Here is a 19,761-nt window from a genome sequence, read left to right on the forward strand (position 1 = left end):
GCGCGGGGACGGGCCGCTGGCTCACTCGCCCTGCGCGTACCGCCTGGCGAACACCTTCCTGCGGGCAAACGGCGAGAGCACCGCCTCGTAATGGCCCAGCAGCTCGTCGCAGATGACCGGCCAGCTGCGGCCGACCACGCTGCGCCGGGCCGCCAGGGCGTAACGGGGCCGTTCGGCGATCAGGTGTGCGACCGCGTCCGGCAGCCGGGACTCGAATTCGTTGACGGCCAACAGCAGACCTGTACGCCACGGGGTGACGAGGTCACGTGGGCCGCCGGCGTCGGGGGCGATCACCGGCAACCCCGACGCCAGCGCTTCTTGCACGACCTGACAAAACGTCTCGTGCTCACCGGGATGCACGAACACGTCGATGCTGGCGTACGCCGCGGCGAGGTCGTCGCCGTACAGCGCACCCGTGAAAACCGCTGTCGGCATTGCCGATTGCAGCTTGTTGCGGTCGACACCGTCGCCCACGATGACGAGCTGAACCGCATCGTTCGCGGTCAGCCCGATGAGTCGCTCGACGTGCTTCTCGGGCGCGAGCCGGCCCACGAATCCGACGATGGGCTTGCCTTGCGGCGACCACTGCCGCCGGAGCGCCTCGCTGCGCGCGGACGGCGCGAACCGCAGCACGTCGACACCGCGCGCCCACCGATGCACCCGCGGAAAGCGGTGAGCAACAAGTGATTCCATCGTCACACTGGACGGCGCCAGGGTGCGGTCGGCAAGGCCGTGCAGATGACGGAACCAGGCCCAGGCGGCCCGCGCGGTCATCGGGATGCCGTAGCTCGCCGCAAAGCCCGGGACATCGGTTTGATAGACCGCCACCGTCGGCACCCCCAGCCACCGCGCGGCCCGCACGCCGCCGTAACCCAGCAGCGCCGGGGATGCGAGATGGACCACGTGCGGATCGAATCCGCGCAACACCTGCACCAACCGCGGCGTCGGCACACCGAGCGGCAGGGTGGTCACCTTCGGGAACATCCGGGACGGCACCCGGTGAACGCGGATGCCGTCGTAGATGCGGTCCGCCCGGGGCTGGCCCGGGGGCGCGTCGGGGGCGATGACTAGGGCTTCGTGCCCCGTCCGGCGCAGATGCTCGAGCACCCGGATCACCGAGTTGCTGACACCGTTGACTTCGGGGAGGAAGGATTCCGCGACGATGGCAACGCGCACACCACTACGGTGTCAGCATCGGCTGTCGACAAGGTTGCCTGCGGGCATACGTCACGCGAAATTTGCAGGTCCGACACTTTTGGCGACCGGGATGTCCGGTTCGTTCCGGGGCGTGTCGCGACGGTCGAGCCACTTGTCCAGCAGCGCCAGCACGATCAAAAACGCCGCCGCGCCCAGCCAGCCCACCACCGCGATCGATCCGGCCGGGATGATCGCCAGCCCGGCATTGCGGTGCTGCACGCGGACCAGGTTCGGATCGTTCTTGTTGTACTCGACGTAGATCCGCATCCCGGTGGCCAAATGGGACGGATAGAGCACGCCGAGCTCGGGACGATAGGTGACTCGCTCGGGGGTGACGAACTCGATGGTGGAGCGGCGCGGTCCCGCACTGAGCACCTCGGCCTGCGCGACGCCCATGTTGTGGGTGATCGCGATGTCGTCGCGCCAGGCGCCGGCCACCAGCAACATCGACTGCAACGTGACCAGGCCGGCCACGATCAGTACCGCAATCCGCCCCCAGCGCAACGCAATCCTGGCACGCGTTTTCGGCCGTTCATCGCTGCGCCCATGAATCAGTATGCGCAGCAAAACTTTTGGCGACATCGCCATCTACGTGCGCCTCACACCGCGGCCTTGATCGCGGCGTGCAGTTGCCGCAGTGACGAGCGGTCCGCCTTGACCTCCAGCACCCGCATCCCGGCTCCGGATTCGTCGATGGCCGCGCGCAATTCGTCGATCTCGATCTGCCTGCTCTCGACGTGATACGCGCGACACAGCGCGCCCACGTCCACGTCGTGCGGGGTGCCGAAGATACGCGAGGACACGTCGGAGAAGCGCGGGTCGCCCTGCTCGAGCAGTTCGAAGATGCCGCCGCCATTGTCGTTGGAGACCACGATCGTCAGCCGGCGCGGCGTCGGCTCGGTGGGGCCGATCAGCAACCCGGAGCTGTCGTGCACGAACGTCAGGTCGCCGATCAGCGCGACCGTGCGCGCCGGGCCGTCCGGACCGCCCTCCCGTTCATGCGCCAAGGCCGCCCCGATCGCCGTGGACACCGTCCCGTCGATCCCGGCGACCCCGCGGTTGGACCGGACCCGGATGCCGTGGGTGTCCAGGCCGACCAGCGCCGCGTCGCGGACCGGGTTGGACGCCCCGAGCACCAGCTGATCGCCGGGCACCAACGCGTCGGCCACGGCCGCCGCGACGTGCAGGCCGGTGGTCAAGGGGTGCGCGGCGAGCTGGGCGCGGACCGCCTCGACCGCGTGCTGATTCATCGCCGCGCAGCGCTGCAGCCACGCCGGGTTGGGCGTCCCGGTGGTGACCGCGCGGGTGCCGGTGGCCTGCGAATTGCCCGAGACGTCCGGCCAGCGCGGCCCGGTGGTCAGCGCGAACACCGGCACCTTTGGGTCGGCCAGCAACGCCGACACCGGCCGATGCAGGGTCGGGCGGCCGAGCATGATCACCTGCTTGGGCCCCAGCAGGCTCAGCGCCAACGGGTGCAGCGGATTGGCCGCGGGCGGCGCTGTCGGTTCGGCCACGGTCGGCAGCTGCGCCAGGTTGGGCTGCACGCCCGCGCCGTGCCCGGCGATGACGACCGTGTCGGGCGACAGGTCGATCTCCAGCGGCTGGTCGAAGCTGACCGGCGGCGTGTAGGTCCACGGCCGGCCGCCCGGTCGGCCCTGCGGGCCCATCGCTTGAGGTTCGGAGTCGGGCACCAGCGGTTCGCGCAGCGGGATATCGAACTGCACCGGCCCGGCGTTGGCGGTACGGGATCCGGTGGCGGCGGCCAGCACCCGGCAGGTCGCCGATCGCCAGGTGGCGTTGAGGGAATCCAGAGGTCCTTCCTCGGCCAGGCCCAGGCTGATGGTGGCCCGCACCTGGGTCCCGAAGTAGCCCAGCTGCTCCATGGTCTGGTTGGCCCCGGTGCCCAGCAGCTCGTAGGGCCGGTTGGCCGACAGCACGATCAGCGGCACCCGGGCGTAGTTGGCCTCCACCACGGCCGGGCCGAGGTTGGCGACGGCGGTGCCGGATGTCATGGCGACGCAAACCGGCGCGCCCGCGGCGATGGCCAGCCCGATGGCCAGATACCCCGCGGTTCGCTCGTCGATGCGGACGTGCAGGCGCACCCGGCCGGACCTGTCGGCGTCCTGCAAGGCGAACGCCAGCGGGGCGTTGCGCGACCCCGGGCAAAGCACCACGTCGCGGACGCCGCCGCGAATCAGCTCGTCAACGACGACGCGAGCCTGTGTCGTCGAGGGGTTCACTCCTACAGGGTGTCACAGCCCGCTGACGATGCCCGCCGCGCAGCGGCGGGACGAGGAAGCGGTAATCCGGCCACAGCTGGTGAGACGCGACTCAGCCCGTGGCGTCGCCGAAGAACTTGAGCATGGCGGCGTTGACGGCGTCGGGCCGCTCGAAGAAGCCGAGATGGCCGGCGTCGGGGATCTGCATGTAACGGCCGTTGGGCAGCGCGTCGGCGACCTCACGCCCCAGGTAGGGCGGCGTCAACACGTCGTCGGAGAAGCCGATCACCAGCACCCGCGTCGTGATGGCTCGGTAAGCCGGCAACCGGTTGGTATACGGGGCGATATCCAGCTGGCAGCGCGTTCCCGGGGTCGACTTGACCGGCCACATGGAAAACATCGCGATCCAGTCCGCGGCCGCGACGTCATCGTTGAGGGTTTTGTGCGAAAAGTTTTCCAGCAGACGGATTTTCGCCTCGTACGAGCTCGGCACCTGGACACCGGCGTCGGCCAGTTCTGCCTCGGCGTCGCGGAAGAATTCGCGGGTTTTGTCCATGCGGCCGCGGGTGCCCATCAACACCGCGGAGCTGACCAGGTCGGGCCGGGCAAGCATGAGTTCCTGGGCGATGAACGCGCCCATCGACATCCCGACGATGCGGGCCGGGGCGGCGTTCAGGCCTTCGATCAGCGCCGCGGTGTCGGCCACCATGGTCTGCGTCGTGAAGCCCTGCGCGTTCTCGGTGGCGCCGATTCCGCGGTTATCGAAGGTGATGACGCGGTAGCCGGCCGCCAGGAACGCGGGCAGCTGATAGGGGTGCCAGGTCCGACCGGCACCGCCGTGGCCGCTGATGAACACCACCGGTTCGCCGGTGCCGCGGTCGTCGTAAGCCAGGTTGATCACTCGGTCGACGGTACAAGGAGCGGGTGGCAGGCCGTGACCCGGTCGATCCACCACTGCCGCCGCTCCGGCGAGGCCCGCAGCGCGTGCAGCCGCGCGGGATCGGGCGCAACCGGCCCCACCGGCAGGCAGCCGTCGACGGGCGCGGCGACGTCGGCCACGTCTTCGACGAACAGCCCGCCGGTGCCCAGCCCGCAGGCGTGGCGAAGCTGCGGCAGCGCCGCGGCGGCGGTCAGGCCGGCGGCGATGCCCACCGCCGAATCCAGCGCGCTGGAGATCACGACCGGGATGTCGATCTGCCCAGCGATCTCGAGCATGGCCGAAATCCCGCCCAGCGGAGCCACTTTCAGAACGGCGATGTCGGCGGCCTGGGCGCGGACCACGGCCAGCGGGTCGTCGGCCTTGCGGATGCTTTCGTCGGCGGCGATCGGCACGTCGATCCGACGGCGCAGCTCGGCGAGTTCGGCGACCGTCGCGCAGGGCTGTTCGAGGTATTCGAGCGGGCCGTCGGCGGTCAGCGCGGCGGCCGCCGCGCTCGCCTCCTCGACGCTCCAACCGCCGTTGGCGTCCACCCGCACGATCGGGACCAGTTCGCGCACGGCGTTGACCCGCGCGACGTCGTCGTCCAGCGACTGCCCGGGCTCGGCGACCTTCACCTTGGCCGTGTCCGCCCCCGGGAAGCGGGCCAGCACCTCGCCCACCTGCGCGGCGGGCACGGCCGGCACGGTGGCGTTGATGGGGACGCGGTCGCGGCGGATCGGCGGCGGCTGTTTATAGGCGGCCTCGATGCCCGACGCCAGCCAATGCGCGGCCTCGAACGGCCCGTATTCGACGAACGCCCCGAACTCGCCCCAGCCCGCCGGGCCGTCGATCAGCGCGACCTCGCGGGTGGTGATGCCGCGGAACCGCACCCGCATGGGCAGCGACACCACGTGCAGGCGGTCGAGCAGGTCCCCGAGCGTCGGCGTCACCGTGGGTAAACCCGGCGGCCCGCCAGATACGTCGCACGCACCTCGAGGTCGGCGATCTGCTCGGGCGGCACAGTCCGCGGATCGGCCGAGAGCACCACCAGGTCGGCGTACTTGCCCACTTCCAGCGAGCCGATCACGTCGTCGGAGAACAACTGCCAGGCCGCATCGATGGTTTGCGCGCGGATCGCCTGGTCCACCGTCAACCGCTCCTCGGGTCCGAGCACCCGGCCACTCGGCGCGGTCCGGGTCACGGCGACGCTGATGTTGCGCAGCGGCTCCTCGGGTGTGACGGGCGGGTCGTTGTGCAGCGAGATGCGCATCCCGGTGGCCACCGCGGATCCGGCGGGCATCCAACGTGATCCGCGCTCCTGGCCGAACAGGCCGTCGACGATGACGTCGCCCCAGTAGTGGATCTGGTCGACGAAGATGCTGCAGGTGACACCGAGGTCGTGGGCGCGCTGCAGCTGCTCGGGCCGAATGGCGCCGACGTGCTCGAGACGCAGCCGGTGATCGTCGCGGGGATGGCGCCGCACGGCCTCCTCGTACACGTCGAGGATGGTGTCCACGCCGGCGTCGCCCTGCACATGGCACGCCATCGGCCAGCCCAGCGGGAAGTAGGCGCCGACGATCTCGCGCAACTGCTCGGCGGTGTAGTTGGCGCATCCGCACGAGCCCGGCGTGACGCCGATGGTCCGGGTGGCGTCGGTGTCCAGGTAGGGAAACGAGAGCGCGATATTGCCGATCCAGGGCGAACCGTCGACCCAGATTTTGATGCCGACCTGGCGCAGCATGTCGTCGCCCTGCCCGGGCGTGGCAGCGGTAGACATCTGCGGGTTGGAGATCTCGTAGGTGCGCAGCCGCACCGTGAGCCGCTCGCGCAGCTGCTCGACCACCGGCCGGAAGTTCGGATCGAACGCCATCTCCGAGCAGGTGGTCAGCCCGGCGCGGTTCAGCCGGGCGCACTCGGCCATCAGCATGTGCGGGTAGTCCGCGAAGTCGATGGCGCCGCCCAGCAGCGGAAACACCGCGCCGGTCTCCTCGGCGGTGCCGTCGAGTTCGCCGTTGGCGTCGCGGCCGTACTTGGCGCCCTTGGGGTCCGGGGTGTCGCGGTTCAGTCCGTGTAGCTTGGCGGCGCGCGAATTGAAGTAGGCCTTGTGTCCGGAGTTGTGGATGATGACCAGCGGGCTGTCCGGTGCGAGGTCGTCCAGCCAGCCCAGCGTGGGTTCCGGAAGTCCGTTCTGCAGCAGCGGATCCCAGCCGTTGAGGTAGGCGCCGTCGGAGCCGCGCCGGGCGACCTCGGAGCGGACCGCCGCGACGACGTCGTCGGCACCGCGCATGGTGACCGGGCGGATGTCGACGAGCCGGTCCGACAGCGCGACGGCCTCCATCAGCGGATGCCCGTGTGCCTCAACGAAGCCCGGCATGACGCAGCCGTCGCCTACATCGACGGTCTGGGTGTCGGGGCCGGCGAATCCAGCGACCTCGGCGCGGGTGCCGACGGCGATGATCTTGCCGTCAGCGACGGCGAGCGCCTCGGCGGTGGGCCGCGCCTTGTCGACGGTCAGGATGGTTCCGTTAACGACGAGATCTGCGGCGGCCATGTGGAGGGATGCTAGTGCTCCGGGGTGTCGCAGAGGGTGCGGCTGACCCGAATTGCAACACGTTCTAGTCTGGCCACATGAGTGACGAGCTGCTGCGCCATCCCATTCATTCCGGACACCTGACCGTCGGTGCGCTCAAGCGCAACAAGAACAAGCCGGTGCTGTATCTCGGCGACACCACGCTGACCGGTGGTCAGCTCGCCGAGCGCATCAGCCAGTACATCCAGGCGTTCGAGGCGCTCGGTGCGGGCACCGGCGCCACCGTCGGGCTGCTGTCGCTGAACCGGCCCGAGGTGCTTATGATCATCGGCGCCGGCCAGACCCAGGGTTACCGGCGGGTGGCGCTGCACCCGCTGGGTTCGCTGGACGACCACGCCTACGTTCTGGGCGACGCCGGCGTGACTTCGCTGATCATCGACCCCAACCCGATGTTCGTCGAGCGGGCGCTGGGTCTCCTGGAAAAGGTGCCCGGCCTCAAGCAGGTCCTGACCATCGGCCCAGTCCCCGAAGCGCTCGGCGACTCCGCGGTGGACCTGGTCGCCGAGGCCGCGAAATATGAGCCGAAACCGTTGGTGGCGGCCGACCTTCCGCCCGACCACATCGGCGGGATGGCCTACACCGGCGGCACCACCGGCAAGCCCAAGGGCGTGCTGGGCACCGCGCAGTCGATCACCACGATGACCACCATCCAGCTCGCCGAGTGGGAGTGGCCGGAGAACCCGCGCTTCCTGATGTGCACCCCGCTGTCGCACGCCGGGGCGGCGTTCTTCGTGCCGACGATCATCAAGGGCGGCGAGCTGGTCGTGCTGACCAAGTTCGACCCGGCCGAGGTGCTGCGGGTGATCGAGGAGCAGAAGATCACCGCGACCATGCTGGTGCCGTCGATGATCTACGCGCTGATGGACCACCCGGATTCGCACACCCGCGACCTGTCCTCGCTGGAGACCGTCTATTACGGCGCCTCGGCGATGAACCCGGTGCGGCTGGCCGAGGCCATCCGCCGGTTCGGGCCGATCTTCGCCCAGTACTACGGGCAGTCCGAGGCGCCGATGGTGATCTCGTACCTGGCCAAGAAGGACCACGACGAGAAGCGGCTCACCTCGTGCGGGCGCCCCACCCTGTTCGCGCGCACCGCACTGCTGGACGCCGACGGCAACCCGGTGCCGCAAGGCGAGGTCGGCGAGATCTGTGTGTCCGGGCCGCTGCTGTCCGGCGGGTACTGGAACCTGCCGGAGGAGACGGCCAAGACGTTCTCCGGCGGCTGGCTGCACACCGGCGACATGGCCCGCGAGGACTCCGACGGCTTCTGGTTCATCGTCGACCGGGTCAAGGACATGATCGTCACCGGTGGGTTCAACGTGTTCCCGCGCGAGGTCGAGGACGTCGTCGCCGAACACCCGGCCGTCGCGCAGGTGTGCGTGATCGGCACGCCCGACGAGAAGTGGGGCGAGGCCGTTACCGCCGTGATCGTGCTGCGGCCCGACCATCCCTCCGACGAGGAGTCCGTGGCGCGGGTGACCGTCGAGATCCAGTCCGCGGTCAAGGAGCGTAAGGGTTCGGTGCAATCGCCCAAGCAGGTGATCGTCGTCGAGTCGGTGCCGGTGACCGCGCTGGGCAAGCCGGACAAGAAGGCCGTGCGCGCCCAGTTCTGGGAGGGCGCCGAACGCGCGGTCGGCTAGGGCTTCGCCGAGCGTGAAGTTAACTTCACGCTCGAGCGCGAACGTGAACCTAACGTCACGTTCGGCGGGAATTGAGAGCTAGGCAGTACGCCGGCGACCAGCAGGTCGAGCATGCGGCCCGTCTGCTCCGGCGACCGGCTGGCCAGGAAGATGCCGATGAGGCTGGACACCACGTCGTGGGCCTGCACGTCGGCGCGCAGGCTCGCGTCGGCGGCGCCGGCGCGCAACAGCAACTCGACGGCGCCGACGATGCTGCACCGAACACATTGCTGATTCCGGGCACCCGGTCCGTCGGGCACCTCGAGGAGAACGTCGGCGCGGCCGACGTCACCCTGGATGCCGACGCGCTGGAAAGGCTGGACGCCGTCGGCACAACCGAGCCCCAGCCCCATCGCGTGGAACCCTTTCAGAGGTAACGTCGTCGCCTATGGGAAGCGGCACGCCGATCAAGCCGCCGTGGTGGCTGAAGCCGGCGAACAAGGTCTTCATCCAGATGTCGCGGCTGGGCCTCAGCTTCGGCGGGGAAAGCCCGGTGGTGTTGACCGTCCCCGGCCGCAAGTCCGGGACACCCCGGTCGACGCCGGTGACACCGATGACGGTGGACGGCAAACGGTATGTGGTGGGCGGATTTCCGGGTGCGGATTGGATCCGCAACGTCCGCGCCGCCGGCCACGCGACGCTGGCCCGCGGCCGGCACTCCGAGCGGGTGCAGATGGTGGAGTTGTCCGCCGACGCGGCGCGGCCGTTCCTGCGTGCGTTTCCCACCGAGGTGCCGACCGGCGTCGGCTTCATGAAACGCTCGGGGTTGGTCAAGGACGGACGGCCCGAGGAGTTCGAGGCGCTGGCCGGCGTGTGTCCGGTGTTTCGACTGGACCCGGTATAGGAGTTCAAACAGATTGAGTGACAACCCTTTTGATGCGCAGGCCTGGCGTCCGGTCGACGGGTTCGGCGACCTGACGGACATCACCTATCACCGGCACGTCGACGACGCCACGGTGCGGGTGGCGTTCGACCGGCCCGAGGTGCGCAATGCGTTTCGGCCGCACACCGTCGACGAGCTGTACCGGGTGCTCGACCACGCCCGGATGTCCCCCGACGTCGGCGTGGTGCTGCTGACCGGGAACGGGCCTTCGCCCAAGGACGGCGGCTGGGCGTTCTGCTCCGGCGGCGATCAGCGCATCCGCGGGCGGTCCGGTTACCAGTACGCGAGCGGCGAGACGGCCGACACCGTCGACACCGCCCGCGCCGGCCGCCTGCACATCCTCGAGGTGCAGCGGCTGATCCGTTTCATGCCCAAGGTGGTCATCTGCCTGGTAAACGGGTGGGCGGCCGGCGGCGGGCACAGCCTGCACGTGGTCTGCGACCTCACCCTGGCCAGCCGCGAGCACGCCCGCTTCAAGCAGACCGATGCCGACGTCGGCAGTTTCGACGGCGGCTACGGCAGCGCCTACCTCGCGCGTCAGGTCGGCCAGAAGTTCGCTCGCGAGATCTTCTTCCTGGGCCGGCCCTACACCGCCGAGCAGATGCACCGCATGGGCGCGGTCAACGCCGTCGTCGACCATGCCGAGCTGGAATCGGAGGCTATCCAGTGGGCGCGCGAGATCAACGCCAAATCCCCACAGGCGCAACGCATGCTGAAGTTCGCGTTCAACCTGCTCGACGACGGCCTGGTGGGCCAGCAGCTGTTCGCGGGTGAGGCCACCCGGCTGGCCTACATGACCGACGAGGCCGTCGAGGGCCGCGACGCCTTCCTGGAAAAGCGGGACCCGGACTGGAGCCGGTTCCCCCGGTACTTCTAGCGGGTCACGCTGGCGTGACGCTCGGCGGCCAACGTCACACTGGCGTGACACTCGTGGCATTCAAGGCCAACGTCGCGCTGGCGTGACGCTCATGGCATGCGAGGCCACCCCTAGACTCCCCACGTGAGCAAGAGTCCTTTTCGCCGGATCGCCGACCAGCTGGTGCTGGCGACCATGCGACCCCCCATGGCGCCGCAGGTACTGGTCAACCGTCCGTTGATCAAGCCGATCGAATTGGCCGGCAAGCAAATCCTGCTCACCGGGGCGTCGTCGGGCATCGGCGAGGCCGCGGCCGAACAGTTCGCCCGTGCGGGCGCCACGGTGGTCGTCGTCGCCCGCCGCCAGGATCTGCTGGACGCGCTGGCCGAGCGGATCACCACGGCGGGCGGCGAAGCGCTGTCGATCCCGTGCGACGTCTCGGAGATGGACGCCGTCGACGCGCTGGTCGCCGACGTCGAGAAGCGTCTCGGCGGGATCGACATCCTGATCAACAACGCCGGCCGGTCCATCCGCCGCCCGCTCGCCGAGTCGCTGGAACGCTGGCATGACGTCGAGCGGACCATGGTGCTCAACTACTACGCGCCGCTGCGGCTGATCCGCGGACTGGCGCCGGGGATGATCGAGCGCGGCGACGGCCACATCATCAACGTCTCGACGTGGGGGGTGCTGTCGGAGGCCTCGCCGCTGTTCGCGGTGTACAACGCCTCGAAGGCCGCGCTGTCGACGGTGAGCCGGGTCGTGGAGACCGAGTGGGGCGACAAGGGGGTGCACTCCACCACGCTCTACTACCCGCTGGTGGCCACCCCGATGATCGCGCCGACGAAGGCCTACCAGGGGATGCCGGCGCTGACGTCGGAGGAGGCCGGCGAGTGGATGATCACCGCGGCCCGCACCCGCCCGGTGCGCATCGCACCGCGGATGGCGATCGCCGCCAAGGCGCTGGACACCTTCGGCCCCCGCTGGGTCAACGCCGTCATGCAGCGCCAAAGCATCCAGCCAAACCGCGCAGTCGACAGCTGAACGGCCTGAGCGCGTGGTAGACACGACGCTATGGAGATCCTGGCCAGTCGGATGCTGCTCCGGCCGGCGGACTATCAGCGGTCGCTGACCTTCTACCGTGACGAAATCGGCCTGGCGATAGCCCGTGAATATGGCGGCGGCACAGTGTTTTTCGCGGGGCAGTCGCTGCTTGAGCTCGCCGGTTACGGTTCCCCGGACCACTCCCACGGCCCCTTCCCGGGCGCGCTGTGGTTGCAGGTCCGCGACATTGAGGCGACCCAGGCCGAGCTGCGCGGCCGCGGGGTGGCGATCGCGCGCGAGGCCCGCCAGGAACCGTGGGGCCTGTACGAGATGCATGTGATCGACCCGGACGGGATCACGCTGATCTTCCTCGAAATCCCCTCCGACCACCCGTTACGGCGTGACACCCGGGGTGAATGACAGGGAAATTGCGGTTAACTGAGAGGTAACATCTGGCGACGAGTCAACTTACACCCGCGATTCGGCTCCCCCAGCATTCGACAATGGAATCCTCCTACCACCAGAATCAGGCGCTGTGAACATCCAATTGTTCCTCTTGATCATTGTCGTAATCACGGCATTGGCTTTCGATTTCACGAACGGCTTCCACGACACCGGCAACGCGATGGCCACCTCGATCGCCAGTGGCGCACTCAAGCCCAAAGTGGCTGTCGCGCTGTCCGCGGTGCTGAACCTCGTGGGTGCGTTCATGTCCACCGCCGTCGCCGCGACGATCGCCAAGGGCTTGATCGACGGGCACATCGTGACCCTGGAGCTGGTCTTCGCCGGCCTAGTCGGCGGCATCGTGTGGAACCTGCTGACCTGGCTCCTCGGTATCCCCTCGAGTTCGTCGCACGCCCTGATCGGCGGCATCGTCGGCGCCACCATCGCGGCCGTCGGCGCGCACGGAGTGATCTGGAAGGGCGTGGTGTCCAAGGCGATCATCCCGGCCGTCGTGTCGGCGATCCTGGCCATCGCAGTCGGCGCGGTGGCCACCTGGCTGGTCTACCGGATCACCCGCGGTATCCCGACCAAGCGCACCGAGGCCGGCTTCCGGTACGGCCAGTGGGGCTCGGCGTCGCTGGTCTCGCTGGCGCACGGCACCAACGACGCGCAGAAGACGATGGGCATCATCTTCCTGGCGCTGATGTCCTACGGCTCGATCAGCAAGACCGCCGCCATGCCGCCGCTGTGGGTCATCGTCGGCTGCGCGATGTCGATGGCGCTCGGCACCTATCTGGGCGGTTGGCGCATCATCCGTACCCTGGGCAAGGGCCTGGTTGAGATCCAGTCGCCACAGGGCATGGCGGCCGAATCCGCTTCGGCCGCAGTTATTTTGCTCTCCGCCCACTTCGGCTACGCGCTGTCCACCACCCAGGTCTGCACCGGCTCGGTGCTGGGCAGCGGACTGGGCAAGCCCGGCGGCGAGGTCCGCTGGGGCGTCGCCGGTCGCATGGGTGTCGCGTGGCTGGTCACGCTTCCGCTGTCCGGGTTCGTCGGTGCGCTCACCTACTGGATCGTGCACTTGATCGGCGGGTACCCGGGCGCCATCGTCGGCTTCGCGCTGCTGATCGCGGTCTCGGCCACCATCTACATCCGGTCGCGCAGGGTCAAGGTCGACCACAACAACGTCAACGCCGAATGGAAGGGCGACCTGACCAGTGGGCTCGAAGGGGCCGACGACCACGGCCACCCGCCCTCGGATACCGGCTCCACCCTCGGCGGCAGCTCCCGCCGGTACGACTCCGACGACCCCACGATGAAGGCGAACGCTTGATGAGTCACTTCGGCGACTGGTTCAACTACGAGGCCTCCCTCAAAATCCTGGTCTTCGCCATGCTGGCCGGGGCCGCCCTGCCGGGGCTGTTCGCCCTGGGCCTGCGGTTCCACGCGGTGGGCGCCGGACAGGTAAGCACCGACGGCGGCTCACCGCAGAAGAACCCGGCGATGCTGGCGATCGCCTGGGCGATCTACGCCGTGGTGCTGCTGGTGATCGCCTTCGCGCTGCTGTACATCTCCCGGGACTTCATCGCCCACCACACCGGCACCGCTTTCCTCGGAGCCAAACCCAAGTAGCATCGATTGATGCCCACCGATTTGCTAAGCCACACACCGGGGGGTGTTGTCAGAGCGTGAACGGATTCCTCAATTCGATTGTCTCGTGGCTGCGGGCCGGATATCCGGAAGGCGTCCCGCCGACGGACACCTTCCCGGTGCTCGCGTTGCTGGCCCGCCGGTTATCCGGCGACGAGGTCAAGGACGTGGCCTGCGAACTGATCCGGCGCGGCGAGTTCGACGACGTCGACATCGGCGTCCTGATCACCCAGATCACCGACGAACTGCCGTCGCCGTCCGATGTCGAACGGGTGCGGGTGCGGCTGGCGGCCCAGGGTTGGCCGTTCGACGAGGCCGAGGATCCCGCATAGCCGTACTGCGCGCGCTGCAGGTCCCGCCGGGCTCGGCGGCCTCGTCGCTGTTGCCCGCCCTGGAACGCGTGCTGGACGGGCGCGACCCCGCACTGGTCGCCCTGCCCGCACGCGACGAGCGCGAGTCGGATGCGCTGCGGGTGGGCCTGCGCGTCGGGGAGGCCATCGACGACGACGTGGCCCTGGTCGCGGCGACGTCGGGCACCACCGGAGTACCCAAGGGGGCGCTACTGACCGCCGCCGCCTTGAAGGCCAGCGCGACGGCCACCCACGACCGCCTCGGCGGGCCGGGCGGCTGGCTGCTCGCCCTGCCGCCCCACCACATCGCCGGCGTGCAGGTCTTGGTGCGCAGCGTGCTCGCCGGCTCGGCACCGGTCGAGATGGATGTCACCGAAGGCTTCGATGTCGCCGAATTACCCAGTGCGATAAGGGCCTTGGGTTCGGGCCGGCGCTACACGTCGCTGGTGGCCGCGCAACTGGCCAAGGCGCTCGGCGACCCGGCGGCCGCGGCCGCCCTCGCCGAACTCGACGCCGTGCTGCTCGGCGGCGGACCGGCGCCGCGACCGATCCTCGACGCCGCGGCCGCGGCGGGCATCACCATGGTCCGCACCTACGGGATGAGCGAAACGGCCGGAGGCTGTGTATACGACGGTGTCCCGCTGAACGGGGTGCGGGTGCGGACGGTCGACGGGCGCATCGTCATCGGGGGCGCGACCCTGGCCAAGGGCTACCGCAACCCGGTCGACCCGGATCCGTTCGCCGAGCCGGGCTGGTTTGCGACCGACGACCTCGGCACCGTCAGCGATGCGGGCGTCCTGATTGTGCTGGGCCGCGCCGACGACGCGATCAGCACCGGCGGGTTGACCGTGCTGCCGCAACCGGTCGAGGCGGCGCTGTGCACCCATCCCGCCGTCAGCGATTGCGCCGTGTTCGGAGTGGCCGACGACCGACTGGGCCAGCGGGTGGTTGCCGCGATCGTGGTGCGCGACGGATCCGCCGCGCCGACCCTGGACGCGCTGCGCGCGCAGGTGACGGGCACCCTGGACGCCACCGCCGCGCCGCGCGAGGTGCACATCGTCGACGCGCTGCCGCGCCGCGGCATCGGCAAGGTCGACCGGGCGGCGCTGGTGCGCCGCTTCGCCGGCGCGAGCGATCAATAGGCTGTTCGTCCGTGAGGATCGCGAGACGGGATGCGCTGGGCGAGGCGGTCGCGGTCACGGTCGGGGTGGTGCTGGTGGTGGCGGCGTTCGTGCTGCCGCGGATGAACATCGGGGTGCGACCACGTCTCGATGTCGGCGCCGAGAAGTTCGCCACCCACGCCGGCGCCGCGCCGATCTTCGGCGAATGGCTGATCCACGCCAGCTGGGGAACCGGGCCGGCCATCGCCATCGCGGTCGCCGTCGTCGCGTGGGGACCGATTCTGGCGCAACGACTTTCGTGGCGGGCACTGACGCTGGGCAGCTGGGCCACCGCGTGCGGGTGGGCGTTCGCGCTGGCGATGATCGACGGCTGGCAGCGTGGCTTCGCCGGCCGGCTGACCACCCGCGACGAGTACCTGTCGGAGGTGCCGGGCATCACTGACATCCCTGCCACGCTGCGCACCTTCGCGAGCCGGATCCTGGACTACCAGCCGCACTCGTGGACCACCCACGTGTCGGGGCACCCACCCGGTGCGCTGCTGACGTTCGTCTGGCTGGACCGGCTCGGCCTGCACGGCGGCGCCTGGGCCGGGCTGCTGTGCCTGCTGGTCGGCTCGAGCGCGGCGGCCGCGGTGGTTATCGGCGTGCGCGCGCTGGCCGACGAGCCGACCGCCCGGCGCGCCGCCCCGTTCGTCGCCCTGGCGCCGGCGGCGATCTGGGTGGCGGTCTCCGCCGACGGCTACTTCGCCGGGGTGGCGGCGTGGGGCATCGCGCTGCTGGCCGTGGCGGTGCACCGCGACGTTCGCTTCCCCGCGCTGACGGCCGCGGGCGCGGGTCTGCTGCTGGGCTGGGGCGTGTTCTGCAACTACGGCCTGATGCTGATGGGGTTGCCGGCGGTGGCGGTGCTGGCCGCCGCCCAGCACCCGGACAAAGGCTGGGCGGATTGGCGGGCGATCCTGCGGGCCCTGGGCCCGGCGGCGCTGGCCGCGATCGCGGTGGCGGTGGCCTTCGCCGTCGCCGGATTTTTCTGGTTCGACGGCTATGACCTGGTCCAGCAACGCTATTGGCAGGGCATCGCCAAATTCCGGCCGTTCCAGTATTGGAGCTGGGCCAACCTGGCGTGCGTGGTGTGCGCAATCGGGTTGGGCGGTGTCGCCGGCATCAGCAGGGTGGTCGACTGGCCCGCCATCCGCCATCGCTCCGGTTTCCACCTGCTGCTGGTGGGCATGCTGGCCGCTATAGTGTGCGCGGACCTGAGCATGCTGAGCAAGGCCGAGGTGGAACGCATCTGGCTGCCGTTCACCATCTGGCTCACCGCGGCGGCCGCGCTGCTGCCGGTGCGCTCACACCGGATCTGGTTGGCACTCAACGCCGTCGGCGCGCTGGCGCTCAACACGATCATCCTGACGAACTGGTAGGCGGCCGCCCGCCTAGAGACCGGCGGCGCGGGTGACGCGCGCGAACCGACTGGCGGGCGCGCAGGCGTCGCGCACCACCGCGACATCGTCGACCACGTCCACGTCGGCCAGCCCCTGGACGGTCGACACATCAATTCCCTTGTCGCGCAATGCCTTCAACGTCAGCTCGCCGGTGTCGGGCACGGACATCGGGACGGTGCGCAGGCACTGGGCCATCGCGGCCTCCCCGACGCCGAGCACCCACCAGCCGCCGTCACGGGCAAACCCGAGTACCGCCGGCGCGTCGAGCAGCCGGCGCGCGCAACCGGTCAACAGATCGGCGCTCACCTGGGGGGTGTCCATCCCGATCTGCAGCACCGGAAGCCCGCCGTCCGCGTCGGCGTGCGCGTTGGCCAACCGCGCTGCGAAATCGTCGCCGCGCTGGGCGATCACGGTAAAGGACGTCAGCCGCTGCCGGATTTCGTCGGCGTTCGCGGCGCCGTCCAGGTCTCCGGTGAGCGCCACCACCCGCGCCGCCACCGGTGCGGCGGCCACGGCATCGAGCGTGTCGAGCAGTGCGGCGGCGGCGATTTCGGCGGCGACGCGGTCGCCGACGGTTGCGGCGAGCCGCGTCTTGGCCCGGCCCGGCTCGGGGGCCTTGGCGACCACCAGCAGGGTCACCGGCAGGACACTCACGAAATCACCTTCCAGAAGTCCAGAATCGCGGTGATGCTGCCCCGCAGCGAGCCGCTGACCTTCGACCTGCCGCCCGTCCGCGGGCCGTAGCTGACGTCGAGTTCGACGACGCGCCAGCCGGCCGCGGCGGCACGCACCAGCAATTCCAGCGGATAGCCCGATCGCCGGTCGACGACGCCGAGCTGCAGCAGGGCTTCGCGCCGCGCCACCCGCATCGGCGCGATGTCGTGCACCGGCAGGCCGTGCCGGGTGCGCAGTCGCCAGCTCATGACGACGGTGCCCACCCTGGCCACCCACGGCCAGTGCAGCCCCGGTACCGGCCGGCGCCGCCCGGTCACCATGTCGGCGCCCTTCTCGAGTTCAGTGACCAGCCGCGGCAGATCGCCGCCATCCATCGACCCGTCGGCGTCGATGACCGCCACGATCGGTGTCGTCGCGGCCATCACACCCGCGTGGACGGCCGACCCGTACCCGGCCCGTGGTTCGGCGACGACCCGGGCGCCGTGCCGGCTCGCGACCCCGGCGGTGTCATCGGTGCTGTTGTTGTCGACCACCAACGCCCGGTAGCCGGCGGGGATGGCGGCCAGCACCGCCGGCAGCGACTCCTCTTCGTTGAGGCAAGGCAGGATCACCGTGACCAGACCGTCGGTGTCGGGCACGCTCAGAACCCGCGGTGGGGGCGGGGCTCCTGCGGGAACAGCGGCTGCGAATGCGTCGGCGGCACCGTCTGCTGGGTGTGCGTCGGCTGCGGCGCCTGGGTGGTCGCGTTGGTGCTCGGCGGCGAGTACGTGCTCGTCGGCGGCTCGTGCGTGGTGCTCGGCGGCGAATACGTGGTCGTCGGAGGCGAATACGTCGTCGTCGGCGGCTCGTGCGTGGTGCTCGGCGGCGAATACGTCGTCGTCGGAGGCGAATACGTCGTCGTCGACGGCGGTTGGAGGCTGCTGGTCGGCGGCGTGTAGGGCGTCGTGGTCGGCGTCGTGGAGGGCGGGGTGTAGGGCGGGGTGTAGGGCGGGTAGTTCGGCCCCCATCCAGGGATCGGGATGGGAATCGGAATCGGAATCGGCACAATGGGATTGGGGCGAGGCGCCCAACCGGGATCCGGGTTGGGCACGACGCTCGGGGGGTTGACCGGGACCTGGGGAACCGGAGCGGCCGGCACGCCGCCGCCGGACGGCGGCGCGACCTGCTGCGGAATCGGGTTGTTCGGAGCCGGGACGGTGCCGCCCTGGAACCCGGCATTGGGCTGATCGACCGGGGGCGGCGGCAGCGGCGCCAGTTGCTGGCTCGGCAGGATCGGCATGAACTTGCCCGGCGTGCCGTTTTGGACTCCCACCACCGGCTTTTGGCTGGCGGTCGGCTCGACGGCGACCGCGATCGCGGTGGCCAGCGACGCCAACCCGATGACCGCGAAGGCTATGACGGCGTTGCCGATCACCAGTGATCGCCGCGACAGCTTCGTCGGTGCGTCCTCGTCGACGTCGCCGTACTCGTAGTCGTCCAATTCGGGGTCGTACTCGTCGAATTCGCCCGGGTACTGCTCGCCCTCGTCGGCCATCGAATAGGCCAGCTGGTGGTCTTCGGCATTCGGATCCGCGAACTCCGATGCCGGCACGACGGTCGTCTCGTCCCCGGTGGTCCCCGCCGCGGGCGCCATCGCGGTGGCCTCCCCGAACGCCGGCGCCATCGCCGTGGCGTCCCCGGCCGCCGGCGCCATGGCGGTCTCATCGCCGGTCAGCCCGACCGCCGGCGCCATGGCCGTCGCGTCCCCGGCCAGCAGCGCCGCCGCCGGCGCGGCGGCGATCGCGGCGCCGCGGGCGAGTGCGAACGTGGGGTCATCGGCGACCCGCACCCGCATGGTGGGCGAGTCGCGAAGCTCGTCGGCGACCCGATCCAGATCGGGGGAAGCGCCGAGCAGATACACATCCTGCGGGGCGTCGGGGTGGGCGCGCAGGTTCGCCATCATGGTGTGGAACGCGGCCGTCGCATCGCCGCCCGAGGCGCCCGCCAGCGGCTGGGAGGCCAACACGGTCGGCGGCGCGTCCGGATCGCCGTCGGCAGACCCCACCATCGACAGCGTCGCGGTCGCGTCGTCCATCACCAGCGCCGCTCCGGGCCGGCCGGCCGCGCGCATCAGGGCGGCCACCGCCTGCGATTCCGAGAGCACCGCGACGTTGTGGACGCCGGAATCCTCCAGTGCCCGCCGCAGTTGGTCGGCGGCGGGATGGTCGGTCCAGCACAGCCGGGTGCCGACCAGGCGGTGGTTCTCGCCGGCCAGCAGCCGATTCGTGCCGACGACGGTCTCGGTCAGCGTCCCGATCGGATTGTCCGCGAGATCGACGACGGATTGGTCGATCACGTCGGCCCCCTGCGCACCCGGCCCGACGAGCGCCAAGCGGGCGACGGGGCCGGTGACCGCGACCCCCAAAACGACGTCCATCCCGGTTCTCCTTCACCCCGGCTACCCCGCAACCGGCAATGTCCCGGCATCATTACACTTGCGATACCGTTGGCAGTATCAGTCATTCAGGCGAATGCTTTGTCTACTAGCGCAGCGTAACCAGCTTTTCGAACGACAGGACGGTCGCCGCGGAATCATCTCCGCCCCGGCAGCCGATCAGCCACTGCCACGGCATCCGAACGGAGAATATGTTCGCAAGCGAGCAGTGCATTCCGCTCGGCAGGGTAATCCCTCGCCGAACACCCGAAACTGCGCCAAGAA

At 69.9% G+C, this 19,761-nt stretch carries 18 protein-coding genes and 2 pseudogenes; 10 read left to right on the plus strand and 10 right to left on the minus strand.

Annotated features, from left to right (window positions below):
- Positions 1–21 precede the first annotated feature (21 nt).
- The 6 genes from G6N50_RS16255 to G6N50_RS16280 all read right to left on the minus strand — a co-directional run bounded on the left by G6N50_RS16255 (position 22) and on the right by G6N50_RS16280 (position 6,886).
- Positions 22–1,176: a glycosyltransferase family 4 protein gene (locus G6N50_RS16255; protein WP_083093160.1), complete on the minus strand. Its 1,155-nt coding sequence runs from the start codon at positions 1,174–1,176 to the stop codon at positions 22–24.
- Between the two features lie 51 nt (positions 1,177–1,227).
- Positions 1,228–1,785: a DUF3592 domain-containing protein gene (locus G6N50_RS16260; RefSeq protein WP_232068765.1), complete on the minus strand. Its 558-nt coding sequence runs from the start codon at positions 1,783–1,785 to the stop codon at positions 1,228–1,230.
- Between the two features lie 11 nt (positions 1,786–1,796).
- A complete protein-coding gene (gene menD, locus G6N50_RS16265) occupies positions 1,797–3,437 on the minus strand; it encodes a 2-succinyl-5-enolpyruvyl-6-hydroxy-3-cyclohexene-1-carboxylic-acid synthase (RefSeq protein WP_083093158.1) in 1,641 nt (546 codons plus the stop codon).
- A gap of 91 nt (positions 3,438–3,528) precedes the next feature.
- Complete coding sequence (locus G6N50_RS16270; protein WP_083093157.1) at positions 3,529–4,317, minus strand: alpha/beta fold hydrolase; 789 nt, start codon at positions 4,315–4,317, stop codon at positions 3,529–3,531.
- Positions 4,314–5,285 (minus strand): o-succinylbenzoate synthase, encoded by a 972-nt coding sequence (locus G6N50_RS16275; RefSeq protein WP_083093155.1) that lies wholly within the window; start codon positions 5,283–5,285, stop codon positions 4,314–4,316. Before G6N50_RS16275 ends, G6N50_RS16270 begins: the two co-directional genes overlap by 4 nt.
- A complete protein-coding gene (locus G6N50_RS16280) occupies positions 5,282–6,886 on the minus strand; it encodes an amidohydrolase (protein ID WP_083093154.1) in 1,605 nt (534 codons plus the stop codon). Before G6N50_RS16280 ends, G6N50_RS16275 begins: the two co-directional genes overlap by 4 nt.
- 77 nt (positions 6,887–6,963) lie before the next feature.
- Between G6N50_RS16280 and fadD8 the strand changes: the two genes are divergently transcribed.
- Entirely contained in the window at positions 6,964–8,565 is a 1,602-nt protein-coding gene (gene fadD8 / locus G6N50_RS16285; protein WP_083093152.1) for a fatty-acid--CoA ligase FadD8, read from the plus strand.
- 86 nt (positions 8,566–8,651) lie between these two features.
- Here the strand turns inward: fadD8 and G6N50_RS16290 are convergent.
- Positions 8,652–8,825, minus strand: a pseudogene (locus G6N50_RS16290) (TetR/AcrR family transcriptional regulator); the annotation flags it as partial.
- Between the two features lie 167 nt (positions 8,826–8,992).
- On the opposite strand from G6N50_RS16290, the gene G6N50_RS16300 reads away from it, so the two are divergent.
- The 9 genes and pseudogenes from G6N50_RS16300 to G6N50_RS16340 all read left to right on the plus strand — a co-directional run bounded on the left by G6N50_RS16300 (position 8,993) and on the right by G6N50_RS16340 (position 16,367).
- On the plus strand, positions 8,993–9,448 hold the full coding sequence (locus tag G6N50_RS16300) for a nitroreductase family deazaflavin-dependent oxidoreductase (RefSeq protein WP_083093149.1): 456 nt from the start codon (positions 8,993–8,995) through the stop codon (positions 9,446–9,448).
- Between the two features lie 13 nt (positions 9,449–9,461).
- Positions 9,462–10,364, plus strand: coding sequence for a 1,4-dihydroxy-2-naphthoyl-CoA synthase (locus G6N50_RS16305; protein WP_083093148.1), 903 nt, complete (start codon positions 9,462–9,464; stop codon positions 10,362–10,364).
- A gap of 123 nt (positions 10,365–10,487) precedes the next feature.
- Positions 10,488–11,384 (plus strand): SDR family oxidoreductase, encoded by an 897-nt coding sequence (locus G6N50_RS16310; protein ID WP_083093146.1) that lies wholly within the window; start codon positions 10,488–10,490, stop codon positions 11,382–11,384.
- A gap of 30 nt (positions 11,385–11,414) precedes the next feature.
- The gene (locus G6N50_RS16315; protein WP_067837094.1) at positions 11,415–11,804 is read left to right on the plus strand and encodes a VOC family protein; all 390 of its coding nucleotides are present in this window, start codon (positions 11,415–11,417) and stop codon (positions 11,802–11,804) included.
- A 115-nt stretch (positions 11,805–11,919) separates the two neighbouring features.
- A pseudogene (locus tag G6N50_RS16320) lies at positions 11,920–13,147 on the plus strand (anion permease).
- Positions 13,148–13,160: 13 nt separating this feature from the next.
- On the plus strand, positions 13,161–13,460 hold the full coding sequence (locus G6N50_RS16325) for a hypothetical protein (protein ID WP_083093143.1): 300 nt from the start codon (positions 13,161–13,163) through the stop codon (positions 13,458–13,460).
- Positions 13,461–13,516: 56 nt separating this feature from the next.
- On the plus strand, positions 13,517–13,810 hold the full coding sequence (locus tag G6N50_RS16330) for a DUF3349 domain-containing protein (RefSeq protein WP_067837086.1): 294 nt from the start codon (positions 13,517–13,519) through the stop codon (positions 13,808–13,810).
- A gap of 68 nt (positions 13,811–13,878) precedes the next feature.
- Positions 13,879–14,970, plus strand: a complete 1,092-nt coding sequence (gene menE / locus G6N50_RS16335) for an o-succinylbenzoate--CoA ligase (RefSeq protein WP_232068995.1) — start codon at positions 13,879–13,881, stop codon at positions 14,968–14,970.
- A gap of 11 nt (positions 14,971–14,981) precedes the next feature.
- A complete protein-coding gene (locus tag G6N50_RS16340) occupies positions 14,982–16,367 on the plus strand; it encodes a hypothetical protein (RefSeq protein WP_142275433.1) in 1,386 nt (461 codons plus the stop codon).
- Between the two features lie 12 nt (positions 16,368–16,379).
- Here G6N50_RS16340 and G6N50_RS16345 read toward each other — a convergent pair whose 3' ends face one another.
- The 3 genes from G6N50_RS16345 to G6N50_RS16355 are packed head-to-tail and all read right to left on the minus strand — an operon-like array spanning position 16,380 to position 19,479.
- The gene (locus G6N50_RS16345; protein ID WP_083093141.1) at positions 16,380–17,042 is read right to left on the minus strand and encodes a TIGR04282 family arsenosugar biosynthesis glycosyltransferase; all 663 of its coding nucleotides are present in this window, start codon (positions 17,040–17,042) and stop codon (positions 16,380–16,382) included.
- A complete protein-coding gene (locus G6N50_RS16350; protein WP_083093140.1) occupies positions 17,039–17,701 on the minus strand; it encodes a glycosyltransferase family 2 protein in 663 nt (220 codons plus the stop codon). The genes G6N50_RS16345 and G6N50_RS16350 overlap by 4 nt, the downstream gene beginning before the upstream one ends.
- A gap of 2 nt (positions 17,702–17,703) precedes the next feature.
- Positions 17,704–19,479, minus strand: coding sequence for a hypothetical protein (locus G6N50_RS16355; RefSeq protein WP_163650859.1), 1,776 nt, complete (start codon positions 19,477–19,479; stop codon positions 17,704–17,706).
- Positions 19,480–19,761 lie beyond the last annotated feature (282 nt).

The sequence above is a fragment of the Mycobacterium mantenii genome (assembly GCF_010731775.1).
GTDB lineage: Bacteria > Actinomycetota > Actinomycetes > Mycobacteriales > Mycobacteriaceae > Mycobacterium > Mycobacterium mantenii.